The following is a 14,298-nucleotide window of genomic DNA, read 5'->3' as shown; positions in this document are numbered from 1 at the left end:
TAGTGCTACCCGTGGATGAAGCACAGGGCGAGATCGAGGCGCTTACGCGTGCACTTGACCTTCACTCCCTTAGAATCTTGGTCGCTATCAACGAGACGGGATCTATCAGCGCCGCCGCCCGCGCTCTCGGCTACACCCAGCCCACGATCACTCAGCACGTGCAGCGTCTGGAAACGCGACTCGGCGCCCCGCTGGTGGCACGGTCGGCGCGCGCCGCCCGTCTCACCCCGGCAGGGACGCTGCTTGCCCAACATGCGCCGCGGATCGATGCGAGTATGACCGCGGCCGCAACAGAGCTGGCACGCCTGCTCGGCAGGCGGGCCGGCGCCGTCCGCCTGACAGGGCCTCCCGAGTCGATCGGCCTCGTGGTAGCGCCGGTGTCGGGTTGGCTCGCTGCGCACTTCCCCAGCCTTGATATCAGCGTTGCCGAGGCCGCCGACTCAGATGAGGCAGTCGCCATGGTGCAGGGCGGCCGCGCAGATCTGGCGATCGTGTTCGGCACCGTCGCCGCCGGACGGCGCCGGACCGGCCGCCGGCGCGCCGGTACGCGATCGACGTTTCTGTTCGCCGAGGAGGTTGTCGCCCTGACGACGGCCGACGTTGACGCCGACGGGGTGCGTGTCGACCCACGGGGACTGGCCGATCAACCTTGGATCCTGGGTCCCGGGACCTACAGCGACGCCGTCGCGGCGTCCATCGGGCGGGTGGTCGACGCGGGTGACACCCTCGTTACTCGCACTGAATCTGCTCTCGCCCTTGCCAACTGCGGACACGGCACGGTCTTCCTGGCCGAAAGCGCGTTACAGGGATCCGCTCTGGCGGACCGAGTTCGAACGCTCGCACTCGATCCGCCGATCACGCGCCGCGTCACCGCGGTGACCCTTGCCGACGCCGCGGCGAGCCCGACCATCAGCGTCGCGCTGCGGGGTTTGGCCTCGTACCGCCCGGCGACTGTCGGCATCGACGAACTTGTTGCCGCACGACGCCGAAGCGATAGTCACCGCGCCCGATTCCCCATCTCTGTCCGATCTCGCCTGTTTCCCGACGAAGAAAGTGCACACATGCCGTCAATTCAATCGGGCCGTGCAGCTCGAGCAACCGCTGTCCTTGCCACCGGCGCACTCGTGCTGGTCGGGTGCGCCGGTAATGACTCTCGCCAATCGGCCGGAGCCACCGATACGGGCGAGCAGATCGAGCACATCACGGTCGCTCTTCCCGGGTCGCTGTCCAACCTTTACGTCGGGCAGGAGTCGGGGATCCTGAACTACTACGTGGCGTCCATCGCTCAGGAAGGTCTGGTCTCCCTCGATGAGACGGGTCGGGTCAAGCCGGGGCTGGCCGAGTCCTGGACACAACCCAATGAGGTCACCTACGTCTACGAGTTGCGCGACGACGCCAAGTTCCAGGACGGCACCCCCGTAACCCCCGAAGACGTCGTGTTCAGCCTCGACCAAGCTCGCAGTGAGACGGCCTCACCCGGTATTTCGAGCCAGATGGCCGCAGTCTCGTCCATCGAGAAGACCGGCGATCACGAGGTCACGGTCCGGCTGGCCAAACCAGACGCCGCGTTCGCCAAGACGATGAGTGCCGCGGGAGCAGCCTTCATCACCTCAAAGGCGTTCTGGGAGCGCAACCAGGGCAAGGTGGGCACCCCCGGTGCGCTGCTGATGGGGACGGGCCCCTACAAGGTCACCGAATTCGTCCCGGATTCACACGTGAATTTCGAGCGTGTCGATAACTGGCGGGGTCAGGAGCCGAAGGTCAAGGACATCACCATCAACTTCATCTCCGACGATTCGACCCGGTTGGTCGCGGCTCAGTCCGGCAACCTCGACATGGCATTCAACGTCCCACTCGCGCAGACCACACAGTGGGAAAAGCTGCCGAACATGCACGTCGACTATGTCAGCGACCTGTCGTATGTGGGCCTTTACCTGAATCCGAACATAGCGCCATTCGACGATCCGAAGGTCCGCGAGGCCTTCGCTCACGCGGTGGATCGAAAGGCCTATGTCGAGAAGTTGCTGCGCGGACACGGCGAGGCGGCGACGGCCATCATGACGCCGGAATCCCTGACCAGCACGTTGTCGGCTTCCGAAGCCCGCGACAAGCTTGCCACGGTGCCGCAGCACGATTTCGACATGAATGCTGCTAAGGCGGCGCTCGCGGCATCGACACACCCAGGTGGGTTCGAGGCCGAAATCCTCACTCCCAGTACGGGTCCCCAGCTCGGTAAGGCAGCTCAAGCTCTGGCCCAGAATCTCAAAGAGATCGGCATCGTGCTCAACGTGCGCGAGGTGCCTATTGAGGAGTGGCTCGCCAGCCTGGACGCATCGTCGGACCACGGGATCGGGCTGATGTGGTACTTCTCCACCTCCGGAGACCCCGCCGAAGTGCCGAACTACTTGCTCGGCGCTGGTAACCCGGCTGGTTACGTCAACCCCGCGATCAACGAACTGCTCGCCCAGGCCGGCGCGGAGCCGGATCCGGGTAAGCGCATCGATCTGCTGCTGAAAGCGGAGACGCTGCAGGCCAAGGACATCGTGAACGTGCCGTTGTGGTGGGGCCAGTCGGCGACCGCCTTCGCGGACAACCTGGGCATCCGGAGCAACACCCCGTTCACGTTCCTCTCCTCGTGGCCCGCCCAGCTCTACCGGGCGCAGTCGTGACCGATGTGCTATCCGTGCGGCGGCGGGCGACACGCCTCGGGTGGCCTGCCGCCCGCCTGCTGGCGCTGCGCGCCCTTGGCACTCTCGCTGTGCTCGTCGTGCTGTCGATCCTGATTTTCGCCCTGCTGTACCTGGCGCCCGGCGATGTCGTGAAGAATCTGCTCGGCAACCGCCCCGCGACACCGGAAGCAGTCGCGGCCATCCGTGCCCAGTACCACCTCGACGAATCCCCGCTCGACCAGTATCTGCGCTGGCTCGGCGGATTCGTGCACGGAGATTTCGGACAGTCGGTGCGCTTGCAGGTGCCGGTGAGTGAGGCGATTTCCCAGCGGCTCGGTATCACCGCCCTGCTGTGCGGATTCGCATTTGTACTGGCGATGGTGGTTTCCATCCCGCTGGGTGTGCTCAGTGCGGTGCGGGCCGGCGGCTGGATCGACCGGAGCGCCAGTGCGCTGGCTGTGGTCGGACTCAGCGCCCCTACCTTCGCGCTCGGGTTACTCCTGCTGACCGTCTTCGCCTATCTGGTGCCGATCCTTCCGGTTTACGGCGTCGGCGACGGGGGACTCGACACCGTCCTGCATTTGACCCTGCCGGCGATCACCCTGGCGCTCGGGCTGGGAGCCATCGTGGTGAAGCTGACCCGTACCGCGATGCTGCGGGAACTCGAGACCGACTACGTCACCTCGGCGAGGGCGCGTGGACTCTCCGAGGCAACGGTGTTGCGGTTGGCACTGCGCAACGCGGCGATCCCGATCACCACGGGTGCGGGATTGCTGCTCACCTTCCTCGTCGGTGGCACCGTCCTGGCGGAGACCACCTTTGCGCTGCCCGGGCTGGGTACGCTGCTGCGAGATTCGGTGTTGTTCAAGGATATTGCTGTCGTACAGTCGCTGACGTTGCTGGTCGCTTGTGTCATCACGGCCATATCACTGTTGGTTGATCTCGCCTATCTGTTACTCGACCCACGGGTGCGACAGAGCGGGATCCCCGCATGACCGCGCCTGCCCTGCGCCGACCGTTCCTCGTTTGGCGCCAACGCATTACGCTGTCCACGTTGGCCTGTATGGCAGTGCTCATCGCGGCCAGCTTGGCCGCGGTGTTCGGTCGGCTCCTGTTTCCTGACGCGATGCACCAAGACATCATGACCGGCTTGGTCCCGCCTGGCTCGGTCGGACATCTGTTGGGCACCGACGAATTGGGACGCGATGTTCTTGCCATGTCGGTGGCCGGTGCCGGGTCAGCCCTACTGGGTCCGGTCTGCGTCGCGGTGGGGTCGATGCTGGTCGGTGTCCTGCTCGGCACCCTTGCCGGCTACGAACGCGGACCGATCGACTTTGTGATCAGCAGATGGACCGATCTGCTGCTGGCGCTGCCGCTGCTCTTGGCCGCCATCGTGGTGGGCGGCGTGCTCGGCGGCGGCTATTGGGTGACTGTTGTGCTCCTGGTCATCCTGTTTTCGCCTTCTGACACCCGGATTGTGCGAGCCGGCGTGCTCGAACAGTCCGCGCGTTCCTATGTCGAAGCGGCACAAATGCTTTCGTTGTCCCGATGGCGGGTGATGTTCCGGCACATCCTGCCGAACGTGTCGACGTTGATCGTCACCAATGTGATGTTGAACGTCGCATTCGCTCTCGTCGCCTTCTCATCGTTGTCATTCCTGGGCGTGGGAGTACCGCAGGGCACCGCCGATTGGGGAGCCCAGTTGGCCGCCAACCGGGAGATCATGTTCGACAATCCGGCGGCGGTGTTCGTCCCGGCACTTCTGATCGTCGTCGTTGCCTGCGCCGTCAACCTCGTGGGTGACTGGCTGGGGCAACGCCTTGCACAGCACGGGGAGACCATGTGAACGGGATCAGTATCGAGGGACTGACGGTGATCGGTCGCGGCGGCCCGGTGGTGGCGCCGCTGGATGCGGCGATCGCGCCGGGCTGCACCCTGGCGATCATCGGCGAGTCTGGATCGGGCAAGACGCTCACGGCGAAAAGCCTTGTCGGGCTTCTTCCCCGAGGATTCCGCGCCGAGGGATCGTTACGGGTGGGTGCCGACGTTGTTGCGCTGGACGCCGGCGCGAAGCTGTGGCGATCGGTGCGTGGTGCCACGGTGTCGCTGTTACTGCAGGATCCGTTCACCAGCCTGTCGCCGGTCCACCGGTGCGGAGATCAGATCGCGTGGACGTTGCGGGCGGCTCAGGGCCGCTCGATCGGTCGTCGCCAACGTGATTCGGATATTGCCGAACGGCTGGCGGAAGTGAAGCTGCCGCCGCATGTGGCGCGCGCCTACCCCCATCAGCTCTCAGGCGGGATGCGGCAGCGGGTCGCCATCGCGGCCGCGCTGGCCGCGAATCCCCGGCTGTTGATCGCCGACGAACCGACCACCGCACTCGATGCGTCCAACCAGGCCGAGATACTCGATCTATTGCGTTCGGTCCAATTGTCTCGCCAGCTCTCGATAATCCTGATCTCCCACGATCTCGGTCTGATTCGGGGACGTACAGACGAGGTGCTCGTCATGCAGATGGGCGCGGTCGTCGAACGCGGACCGACGAAAGCCGTTCTCGGCGCGCCGCAGCATGAGTACACCCGCGCGCTCATCGACGCCGACCCGAGTCTGCGGATGGACTCTGCCCCCAGTCGTTCCGGCGGACCGGCCCAGGACCTGGTGCGCGTATCAGGACTCGGCAAGAAGTTCGGTGAACGGGCTGTACTGCAGGATGTCGACGTTCACGTCGGTGCCGGCCGGATCGTCGGCGTGGTCGGCGAATCCGGCTCGGGTAAGTCAACTTTGGCGCGCTGTATCGCGGGTCTGGAGCGGCACGACCACGGCACGGTCGAGTTCGACGGGGCCGTGCTGGCGCCCGGTCGAGGCTCTCGCACGCCGCAACAGATGCAGATCGTGTTCCAAGACCCCTACTCTTCGCTGAATCCGATGATGACGGTGGGCGCGATCTTGCGTGAGGCCCTCCACATCGCGGGACGTCCGGCCGAGGAGGTGTCGGCCTTGCTCGATATCGTCGGGCTGCCCGCGGACTTCGCCGCCCGACGGCCTGCGCAGCTGTCCGGGGGGCAGCGGCAGCGCATCGCCATCGCCCGCGCATTGGCACCTCGGCCGCGGCTGTTGATCTGCGATGAATCTGTTTCAGCACTGGATGTTTCGGTCCAGGCGCAGATTCTTGACCTGCTCCTGAACCTGCGCAGCGAGCTCGGTCTCACGCTGCTGTTCATCTCCCATGACCTCGCCGTCGTCCGGTTACTCGCCGACGACGTCGTCGTGCTGCGCAACGGCCGCGTGGTGGAGCAGGGCAGCTGCGATCACGTGCTCAATTCTCCCAGCCACGAATACACTCGCACGCTCGTAACGGCCGCTCAGCGCGAAAACGCGGTAGCGGTCGCAGGCTCAGAACAGGACTGATATGACACAGCTGCAACAATCGATCACCGTCGGCGCCGACGCCATCGGTCAACTTCTCGGCGCCGGACTAGGCGAAACCCTTGGCCCCGAGCGTGTCTCGCGGTGGGAGGTAAACCGTGAACCTTACCGTCCCTGCGTTGTCACGTTGTCGCACGACGACGCAACGGTGGCTGCCGCATTGGTGACCGGTCGCCCCGCCACCGCAGCGTGCAAGATCGTCGATCTGTGGTGCGATGACGACGGCGTGGCCGGTGCGGCGCTGTTGGACGCGGTGGTGGAGCTGGCCCGGACACAGGCAGCGGTGGTCGCGAAATGGGAGGTACCTGCCGGCGCCGAGCTGCCGCCGTTCGCCCTGACGCGGGGATTCGTTCCGATGCGACCGCCGACATCTGCCAGGGGCTCCGAGTCGGTTCGCGGATACGCGCTGTGGCTCGAATCGGTGCCGCATCCCGAAGCCAGGTACTACGCCCAAACGACGGACTTCACCTGCGGCGCCGTCGCCGCGCTGCTGGCGGCCGAGCTGGCGGGCCGGCCCGGGTTCGCCGGCGATCACACCGACCGCCGACTGGAAATCGACTTCTGGCGCGGGGCAAGCAACTTCCCCGCGTGTGAGCCGATCGGGCTTGCCGTCGCCTTGCAACGCCACGTCGGCGCAGAGCGGGTTGTCGAAGTCACGCTCAACTCCGACAACCCAGTGCTCGTCGAGGATTTCGTCGGATTCGAACGCGAGTTCCGCCTGGAGCTGCAAAGCGACTCGATGCGGCACGCGGCCGAGTTGCAGATCCCGTTGCGCGAGGACCGGATCGAGGTCGCGGAGATCGCCGCGCGGATCGCCGGCGGTGAGGTCGCACTGCTGCTGATCACTCAGATCCCGATGCACGGTCAGAACGAGCCGCATTGGATTACCGCCCACGCCTCCGATGGTCATTCCGTCGTGATCGTGCAAGACCCGTGGATCGACACACCGGCCGGTGAGACATGGGTCGATTCCCATGACCTTCCCGTCAGGCTCGCGGACCTCGGCTCGATGTGCAGCTGGGGAGCGGACGGATATCGCGGCGTCGTGTTCCTCACCCGCTAGTGGTCACTTGCACAAGGGTGTCCGCACCGAAACCGAGGACGCCTCGCCGTCTGACCTGAGAGCACCGACGGTGGTGCGGACCTCATAAGCACTAACCCATGTGCAGGGCGACAACCTGCCAGCGCTCACCCCGCGGCGCGGTGACCCGTTCGACACGGCAGGCGATCGCGTGCGTACGTGGCCCGCGAGAGTAAGACGCGGACACTTCGAATGCGCATTCCTCATTGTCGGCGGCCTGCAGCCGCACCCGGCGCAGCAGGGCCGCGGCCTGGCGTACCTGCGCGGCTCGGCTGAACGTCCCGACAGTCTCGGCGAGCCCGCAGGCCAGCAGCGGGCGCAGCTGCGCCACTGGTCTGCGCCTGTCGATCACTTCGAGGACGCTCCGTAACGCCGCATCGGCGAAAGCCGCCGCATGCCGGAACCGGTCGGACGGCGGCGCGACGTCCGGCGTGCGCTGGCCCAGGTGCCGGGCCCGGTTCGTGGGGCGGTGTAAAGAGGCGGCGAGTGCCGGGGCGCACGGCCCGGTGCCCACGACCGGTGGTTCGTAGTCGACCACGGGCCTGACGATGGCCCCGCGGGAATGTGACGTGAAAACGCTCATCTGATGCCCTCCAATGGACGCGACTCAACGGACGGGTCTGCTGGAGATTGGCAGCCGAAGGCCCTGATCATGGCACATCCCGGAATTCTGCGTCTCCACCCACGATGCGCGCTCACAGGTGCTCCGGTTACCGTGACTGACGCAGCTTCCGTACAGGGGAGGGGGACGACGCCGCGATGGTCACCCGGTTGTCGTCGTCCGACGCGTCGTTCTATCAGCTGGAGAACACCGCGACACCGATGTATGTCGGCTCATTGTCGATTCTGCGCAGGCCCCGCAACGGCCTCAGTTACGACGCGCTGCTGGCCACCGTGGAACAACGTCTGGCGCAGATCCCGCGGTACCGGCAGAAGGTGCGGGAGGTCACGCTCGGCCTGTCGCGGCCGGTGTGGATCGATGACCGCGAGTTCGATATCACCTATCACATCCGGCGTTCGGCGCTGCCCTCGCCGGGCAGCGACGCCCAACTGCACGACCTGGTCGCCCGGCTGGGATCGCGACCGTTAGACAAGTCGCGACCACTGTGGGAGATGTACCTCGTCGAGGGCCTGACGAAGAATCGCGTCGCGATCTACACCAAATCCCACCAGGCGTTGGTCAACGGAATGTCGGCGCTGGAGATCGGGCACGTCATCGCCGACCGGACCCAGCGTGCACCCTCCTTCGGGGAGGACATCTGGATACCGGCGCGAGAACCCGGCACCGGGTCGTTGCTGATCGGCGCGGTCGGGGACTGGATGTCCCGTCCGCGTCAGCAGCTGCGCGCCGTGCAGTCCGCGGTCTCTGACGTCGTCACCAATTCCGGCCAGCTCGTCGAAGCCGGTCGCCGCGTTGCCGACGTCGCGCGCACCTTCGCCAGAGGCACCGCGCCGAGCAGCCCGTTGAACACCACGGTGTCGCGCAACCGGCGTTTCACTGTTGCCACCGGCCGCCTGGAGGATTACCGGCACCTGCGGGCCCGCTATGACTGCGATGTCAACGACGTTGTGCTGGCGGTCATCGCCGGTGCCCTGCGTAACTGGTTGCTGTCCCGCGGTGAACCGGTCACCCCGACCTCGACGGTGCGCGCGATGGCGCCGATGTCGGTGTACACCTCGTCGGAGTCGGAGACGATGGTCGGACGCGGTCAAGCCGTCAGTGAGGTGGCGCCGTTTTTGATCGATCTGCCGGTGGGAGAAGGCAATGCGGTGGTGCGGCTGTCACAGATCGCGCACGCCACCGAATCCCATTCTACCGCGGCCACATTGGTCGATGCCCGCACCATCGTGACCCTGTCGGGTTTCGCGCCGCCGACGTTGCACGCGATGGGGATCAGGGTGGCCACCGATTTCTCCGCCCGGGTCTTCAACCTGCTGATCACCAATGTGCCTGGCGCACAATCGCAGATGTATGTCGCGGGCACCAAACTCCTGGAGACCTATGCAGTTCCGCCGCTGCTGCACAACCAGGTGCTCGCCATCGGCGTCACCTCCTATTGCGGCATGTTGTATTTCGGGATCAATGCCGATCGGGATGCGATGAGTGACGTCGACGTGTTGCCGGCGCTGCTGCGCGAATCCCTGGATGAACTGTTGGAAGCTGCACAGTAAACAGTTCGGAGTACGATTCGCCGATGGGCAAGGACAAGAAGTCGGCGAAGGGCAAGCCGAAGAAAATCCCGAATGATGTCTATGAAGCCGAATTGTTCCGTCTACAAACAGAATTCGTGAAGCTTCAGGAATGGGTGCGGCATTCGGGTGCCAGGGTCGCGGTCGTCTTCGAGGGCCGTGATGCCGCGGGTAAGGGCGGTACCATCAAACGGATCACCGAATATCTGAGCCCCCGCGTCGCGCGGATCGCCGCCTTGCCCGCGCCGACCGACCGCGAACGCGGACAGTGGTACTACCAGCGCTATATCGCGCACTTACCCGCCAAGGGTGAGATCGTGCTGTTCGACCGGTCCTGGTACAACCGTGCCGGGGTAGAGCAGGTCATGGGATTCTGTACCCCGCAAGAACATACGCTGTTCCTGCGGCAGACCCCGGTGTTCGAGCAGATGCTCCTGGAGGACGGGATTCTGCTACGCAAGTACTGGTTCTCGGTGTCCGACGACGAGCAGCTGCGTCGGTTCCGCTCCCGGATGAACGATCCGGTCCGCCAGTGGAAGCTCAGCCCGATGGACCTGGAATCGGTCTACCGCTGGGAAGACTATTCACGGGCCAAGGACCAGATGATGGTCCACACCGACACCCCGCTGAGTCCGTGGTACGTGGTCGAATCCGATATCAAGAAGCACGCCCGGCTGAACATGATGTCGCACCTGCTGTCCACCATCGACTACCACGATGTCGAGTTGCCGAAGGTGGAGCTGCCGGAACGGCCGGTGCTCTCGGGTAACTACGTGCGCCCGTCCCGGTCGCTGTCGACCTATGTCGATGATCACGTCGCCACGTTGATCGGCGATCGGGAGTAAACCCTCGGCTAGTCTCGCCTGATGCGGGTCTACCTCCCGGCGACGCTGGCAATGTTGCAGCAGTTCGTCGCCGACGGTTCGATGTTCCCGGTCAGTGGGACCGCGTTCGCGGTGACGCCGACCCTGCGGGAGGCCTACGCCGACGGCGATGACGAGGAACTGGCCGAGGTGGCATTGCGAGAAGCGGCCCTGGCGTCGATTCGGCTCCTCAGCTTCGATGACGATGAGCCGGCCCCCGCCGACGGGGCTTTACCCGTTCGCCGCGCCGTGCTGGTCGCCGATGTCGAATCGGCGACGCTGCGCCCCGACCTGGACGACGCCGTCGTCCGGCTCGGCGGCCCGGTGGCGTTCGACGATGTGGTCGCCGCCTTCGTCGATACGGCCGCGGCCGAACCGGCGGTGCGGGCTGCGATCGACGTCATCGACGCCGCTGATCTGGGGGACGAGGACGCGGAGCTGATCGTCGGAGATGCCCAGGACCATGACATGGCCTGGTATGCGACGCAGGAACTGCCTTTTCTGCTGGAATTTCTCTGATTAGGGTAGATACGACACCGTAACTTACGGTACCGTAGGTTCTATCATGGCCAAGAACACCATCAAGATCAGCGCCAAGGTTGTCGACACGGTTCCGGCCACCGTCGCCGGTGCTGACAAGCATCCGGGTTGGCACGCGTTGCGTAAGATCGCTGCGAGGATCACCACGCCGCTGCTGCCGGACGACTACCTGCAATTGGCCAATCCGCTGTGGTCCGCGCGTGAACTCCGGGGCCGCATCCTCGACGTCCGCCGGGAGACCGAAGATTCGGCCACGCTGGTGATCAAGCCCGGCTGGGGTTTCACCTTCGACTACGAACCAGGCCAGTACGTCGGCATCGGGGTCCTGATGGACGGCCGCTGGCGGTGGCGGTCGTATTCGCTCACGTCGAGTCCGGTGACCGGTGCCCGCACGATCACGATCACGATCAAGGCGATGCCGGAAGGTTTCCTGTCCAGCCACCTGGTCGGGGGCGTCGCGCCGGGAACCATCGTCAGGCTGGCCGCGCCGCAGGGCAATTTCGTCCTGCCCGACCCGGCGCCTGCCTCGGTGCTGTTCCTCACCGGAGGCTCGGGGATCACCCCGGTCATGTCGATGTTGCGCACGCTCGAACGCCGCGGTCAGGTCACCGATATCCAGCACCTCCACTCGGCGCCCACTGCTGACGAAGTCATGTTCGGTGCGGAACTGCAGGAGCTGGCCCGCGCCCACAGCGGCTACCACCTGACGGTTCGGACCACGCGCAGCCAGGGGCGACTTGACCTGAACCGGCTCGATGACGAGGTGCCGGACTGGCGCACTCGTCAGACCTGGGCCTGCGGTCCTGAAGCGATGCTCAACGATGCCGAGCGGGTCTGGGCGGCCGCCGGGATCGAAGGCAATCTGCACCTGGAGCGGTTCGCGGTGACACGGGCCGCTCCCCATGGAGCGGGGGGCACCGTGACGTTCGCGCGCAGCGGGAAGACGATCGTCGCCGACGGCGCAACTCCGCTGATGGATGCCGGCGAACAGGTCGGCGTGCAGATGCCGTTCGGCTGTCGGATGGGTATCTGCCAGTCCTGTGTCGTGAGCCTGGTCGAAGGCCACGTCCGCGATCTGCGCACCGGGGTCGAGCACGAACCGGGCACCCGGGTTCAGACGTGCGTGTCGACCGCATCGGGTGACTGCACGCTGGACGTGTGACATTTACTCACTAGTAACCTACGTCGTCGTAGGTTACGCTATCGTAGGTACCGGCAAGGAGGAGAACAATGGCAGTAACTGACGTTCCGGCGTTTACGCACCTCACTGACGCTGATATCGAGAGCCTGGCCGTTGAGCTCGATGCCATCCGCCAGGACATCGAAGATTCCCGCGGAGAGCGGGACGCGAAGTACATCCGCCGCACCATCGCCAGCCAGCGCGCCCTGGAGGTAGCGGGCCGCTTGATGCTGGCCGCCAGCTCCAAGCGTTCGGCATGGTGGGCGGGAACCGTGACATTGGGCGTGGCCAAGATCATCGAGAACATGGAGATCGGCCACAACGTCATGCACGGCCAGTGGGACTGGATGAACGACCCAGAGATTCACTCCTCAAGCTGGGAGTGGGACATGAGTGGGTCCTCCAAGCACTGGCGGTTCACTCACAACTTCATGCATCACAAGTACACGAACATCCTCGGGATGGACGACGACGTGGGCTACGGCGTCATCCGCGTGACGCGCGACCAGAAGTGGAGCCCGTTCAATCTGTACGGGAACCTCCTGTTCAACACGCTGCTGGCCGTCGGCTTCGAGTGGGGCGTCGGGTTGCAGCACCTGGAGCTGGGCAAGATCTCCAAGGGTCGCGACGATCGTGCCGCCACCATGGTGCGAGTGCGCGAGTTCGGGATCAAGGCCGCCCGCCAGCTGGCCAAGGACTACGTGGCCTACCCGGCGCTGACGTCGTTGTCCCCGTTGGCCACCTTCGGTTCGACGCTGAAGGCCAACGCTGTCGCGAACGTGATTCGCAACGTCTGGGCCAATGCCGTGATCTTCTGCGGCCATTTCCCCGATGGTGCCGAGAAGTTCACCAAAACCGACATGGTGGGTGAGACCAGGGGACAGTGGTACCTCCGGCAGATGCTCGGCAGCGCGAACTTCGAGGGAGGCTGGCTGCTGCGGTTCATGAGCGGCAACCTGTGCCACCAGATCGAGCATCACCTGTTCCCGGATCTGCCCAGCAACCGATATCACGAGATGTCGTTCCGGGTTAAGGAGATCTGCGACAAGTACGACCTGCCCTATACGACGGGTTCGTTCCTGCTGCAATACGGTAAGTCCTGGCGCACCATCGCCAAGCTGTCGTTGCCGGACAAGTACCTGCGCGACACCGCCGACGATGCACCGGAGACTCGCAGCGAGCGGATGTTCAGCAATTTGGACTCGGATTTCGCGACGACGGATCCCACCACAGGGCGCCGGCGCGGACTCAAGTCCGCCATTGCCACGGTGCGAAAGTGGCGCCGCGACAACGCCGGAAAGAAAAGCGGAGCAGCGGGCGACCGCAAGCTCGCTGCCTGACCGACCACGACAACCACAGCGGGCCTGCGCGTGATGCGCAGGCCCGCTGTGTCGTTGTGCGAGTGGTGTATCAGGAAGGCACGTAGTCGAACGTGTCCGGGTTGGGTCCGGTGCGGCCTGCCTCGCCCTTGTCGAGCGCCGACAGCGCGTCGATGTCGTCATCGCCGAGCTCGAAGTCGAATATCGCGAAGTTTTCCTTGATGCGTTGCGGTGTAACCGATTTCGGAAACACGATGTCGCCGCGCTCGATGTGCCATCGCAGCACCACCTGGGCAGGCGACTTACCGGTCGCGGCGGCGATCCGCTCGACCACCGGGTCGTCGAGGACCGCGCCCTGGGCGATCGGTGACCACGCTTCGGTCAGGATGTTGTGCTCAGCGCCGTAGGCCCGCACCTCTTCGTTGGTGAAGTACGGATGCACTTCGATCTGATTCACCGCCGGCACGGTGTCGGACTCGGCCGCGAGCCGAGCCAGGTGCGCGGTCTGGAAATTGGAGACGCCGATGCTGCGCGCCCGGCCGTCTTTCTTGAACTCCTCCAACGTCTTCCATGTCGAGACGAAATCGCCGTCATACAGTGTGGGCAACGGCCAGTGGATGAGGAACAGGTCGACGTAGTCGAATTCGAGCGCCTTGAGGGTCTGGTCGAATGCGCGGCGCGCGTCATCGGGTTTGTGGAAGCCGTTGTTCAGCTTGCTGGTGACATAGACCTCACGGCGGTCAAGGCCGGAGTCCCGGACACCCTGCCCGACCCCCTTCTCGTTCTGGTACATCTCGGCGGTATCGATGTGTCGGTAACCGATGTCCAGCGCCTGCTTGACAGCACCGGCAGTCTCGTCCGGCTTGACCTGGTACACACCGAAACCAAGCTGCGGGATGTGCGACCCGTCATTCAGTTGGATCGCGGGCACATTGCTCACTGGTGAACTTCCTTACTCTGGATTATTGCGGCACTTGTTGGCGTGCCCTGTCAGGCAACAGAACAAACAAACCCCGCCGGACAGGGATTC

At 64.8% G+C, this 14,298-nt stretch carries 12 protein-coding genes; 10 read left to right on the top strand and 2 right to left on the bottom strand.

Features of this window, described 5'->3' with window-relative positions; all coding sequences use genetic code 11:
- Nucleotides 1-11: 11 nt before the first annotated feature.
- From H7J73_RS14035 to H7J73_RS14015, 5 genes are read left to right on the top strand one after another with little or no spacing between them, the layout of a single operon-like run.
- A complete protein-coding gene (locus H7J73_RS14035; RefSeq protein ID WP_264068043.1) occupies nucleotides 12-2,669 on the top strand; it encodes an ABC transporter substrate-binding protein in 2,658 nt (885 codons plus the stop codon).
- Nucleotides 2,666-3,664 (top strand): ABC transporter permease, encoded by a 999-nt coding sequence (locus H7J73_RS14030; protein WP_264068042.1) that lies wholly within the window; start codon nucleotides 2,666-2,668, stop codon nucleotides 3,662-3,664. Before H7J73_RS14035 ends, H7J73_RS14030 begins: the two co-directional genes overlap by 4 nt.
- Nucleotides 3,661-4,515, top strand: a complete 855-nt coding sequence (locus H7J73_RS14025) for an ABC transporter permease (protein WP_264068041.1) — start codon at nucleotides 3,661-3,663, stop codon at nucleotides 4,513-4,515. The genes H7J73_RS14030 and H7J73_RS14025 overlap by 4 nt, the downstream gene beginning before the upstream one ends.
- Entirely contained in the window at nucleotides 4,512-6,077 is a 1,566-nt protein-coding gene (locus tag H7J73_RS14020) for a dipeptide ABC transporter ATP-binding protein (RefSeq protein ID WP_264068040.1), read from the top strand. The genes H7J73_RS14025 and H7J73_RS14020 overlap by 4 nt, the downstream gene beginning before the upstream one ends.
- Before the next feature lies 1 nt (nucleotide 6,078).
- Nucleotides 6,079-7,158, top strand: coding sequence for a peptidase C39 family protein (locus H7J73_RS14015; protein ID WP_264068038.1), 1,080 nt, complete (start codon nucleotides 6,079-6,081; stop codon nucleotides 7,156-7,158).
- Between the two features lie 91 nt (nucleotides 7,159-7,249).
- Here H7J73_RS14015 and H7J73_RS14010 read toward each other — a convergent pair whose 3' ends face one another.
- Entirely contained in the window at nucleotides 7,250-7,759 is a 510-nt protein-coding gene (locus tag H7J73_RS14010) for an Rv3235 family protein (RefSeq protein ID WP_264068037.1), read from the bottom strand.
- A gap of 176 nt (nucleotides 7,760-7,935) precedes the next feature.
- Between H7J73_RS14010 and H7J73_RS14005 the strand changes: the two genes are divergently transcribed.
- The 5 genes from H7J73_RS14005 to H7J73_RS13985 all read left to right on the top strand — a co-directional run bounded on the left by H7J73_RS14005 (nucleotide 7,936) and on the right by H7J73_RS13985 (nucleotide 13,289).
- Nucleotides 7,936-9,348, top strand: a complete 1,413-nt coding sequence (locus H7J73_RS14005; protein ID WP_264068036.1) for a WS/DGAT/MGAT family O-acyltransferase — start codon at nucleotides 7,936-7,938, stop codon at nucleotides 9,346-9,348.
- A gap of 23 nt (nucleotides 9,349-9,371) precedes the next feature.
- Nucleotides 9,372-10,211 (top strand): polyphosphate kinase 2, encoded by an 840-nt coding sequence (ppk2, locus tag H7J73_RS14000; RefSeq protein WP_264068035.1) that lies wholly within the window; start codon nucleotides 9,372-9,374, stop codon nucleotides 10,209-10,211.
- Between the two features lie 18 nt (nucleotides 10,212-10,229).
- The gene (locus tag H7J73_RS13995) at nucleotides 10,230-10,748 is read left to right on the top strand and encodes a DUF6912 family protein (RefSeq protein ID WP_264068515.1); all 519 of its coding nucleotides are present in this window, start codon (nucleotides 10,230-10,232) and stop codon (nucleotides 10,746-10,748) included.
- Between the two features lie 46 nt (nucleotides 10,749-10,794).
- Nucleotides 10,795-11,931 carry a ferredoxin reductase gene (locus H7J73_RS13990; RefSeq protein WP_264068034.1) on the top strand — a complete coding sequence of 379 codons (1,137 nt, stop codon included), beginning with the start codon at nucleotides 10,795-10,797 and terminating at the stop codon, nucleotides 11,929-11,931.
- Nucleotides 11,932-11,999: 68 nt separating this feature from the next.
- Nucleotides 12,000-13,289 (top strand): fatty acid desaturase family protein, encoded by a 1,290-nt coding sequence (locus tag H7J73_RS13985; protein ID WP_264068033.1) that lies wholly within the window; start codon nucleotides 12,000-12,002, stop codon nucleotides 13,287-13,289.
- Between the two features lie 70 nt (nucleotides 13,290-13,359).
- On the opposite strand, the gene H7J73_RS13980 is transcribed toward H7J73_RS13985, so the two are convergent.
- On the bottom strand, nucleotides 13,360-14,208 hold the full coding sequence (locus H7J73_RS13980; protein ID WP_264068032.1) for an aldo/keto reductase: 849 nt from the start codon (nucleotides 14,206-14,208) through the stop codon (nucleotides 13,360-13,362).
- Between the last annotated feature and the right edge of the window lie 90 nt (nucleotides 14,209-14,298).

The sequence above is a fragment of the Mycolicibacterium komossense genome (assembly GCF_025822605.1).
GTDB lineage: Bacteria > Actinomycetota > Actinomycetes > Mycobacteriales > Mycobacteriaceae > Mycobacterium > Mycobacterium komossense.
Note: the sequence above shows the minus strand (reverse complement) of the source record. Positions and strands in the feature narration are given on the sequence as shown.

What these genes read in the sequence shown, in the direction of transcription:
- H7J73_RS14010 (WP_264068037.1), bottom strand. Translation starts at nt 7,759, where the DNA reads ATGAGCGTTTTCACGTCACATTCCCGCGGGGCCATCGTCAGGCCCGTG.
- H7J73_RS14015 (WP_264068038.1), top strand. Translation starts at nt 6,079, where the DNA reads ATGACACAGCTGCAACAATCGATCACCGTCGGCGCCGACGCCATCGGT.
- H7J73_RS13985 (WP_264068033.1), top strand. Translation starts at nt 12,000, where the DNA reads ATGGCAGTAACTGACGTTCCGGCGTTTACGCACCTCACTGACGCTGAT.
- H7J73_RS14005 (WP_264068036.1), top strand. Translation starts at nt 7,936, where the DNA reads ATGGTCACCCGGTTGTCGTCGTCCGACGCGTCGTTCTATCAGCTGGAG.
- H7J73_RS14025 (WP_264068041.1), top strand. Translation starts at nt 3,661, where the DNA reads ATGACCGCGCCTGCCCTGCGCCGACCGTTCCTCGTTTGGCGCCAACGC.
- H7J73_RS13990 (WP_264068034.1), top strand. Translation starts at nt 10,795, where the DNA reads ATGGCCAAGAACACCATCAAGATCAGCGCCAAGGTTGTCGACACGGTT.
- ppk2 (WP_264068035.1), top strand. Translation starts at nt 9,372, where the DNA reads ATGGGCAAGGACAAGAAGTCGGCGAAGGGCAAGCCGAAGAAAATCCCG.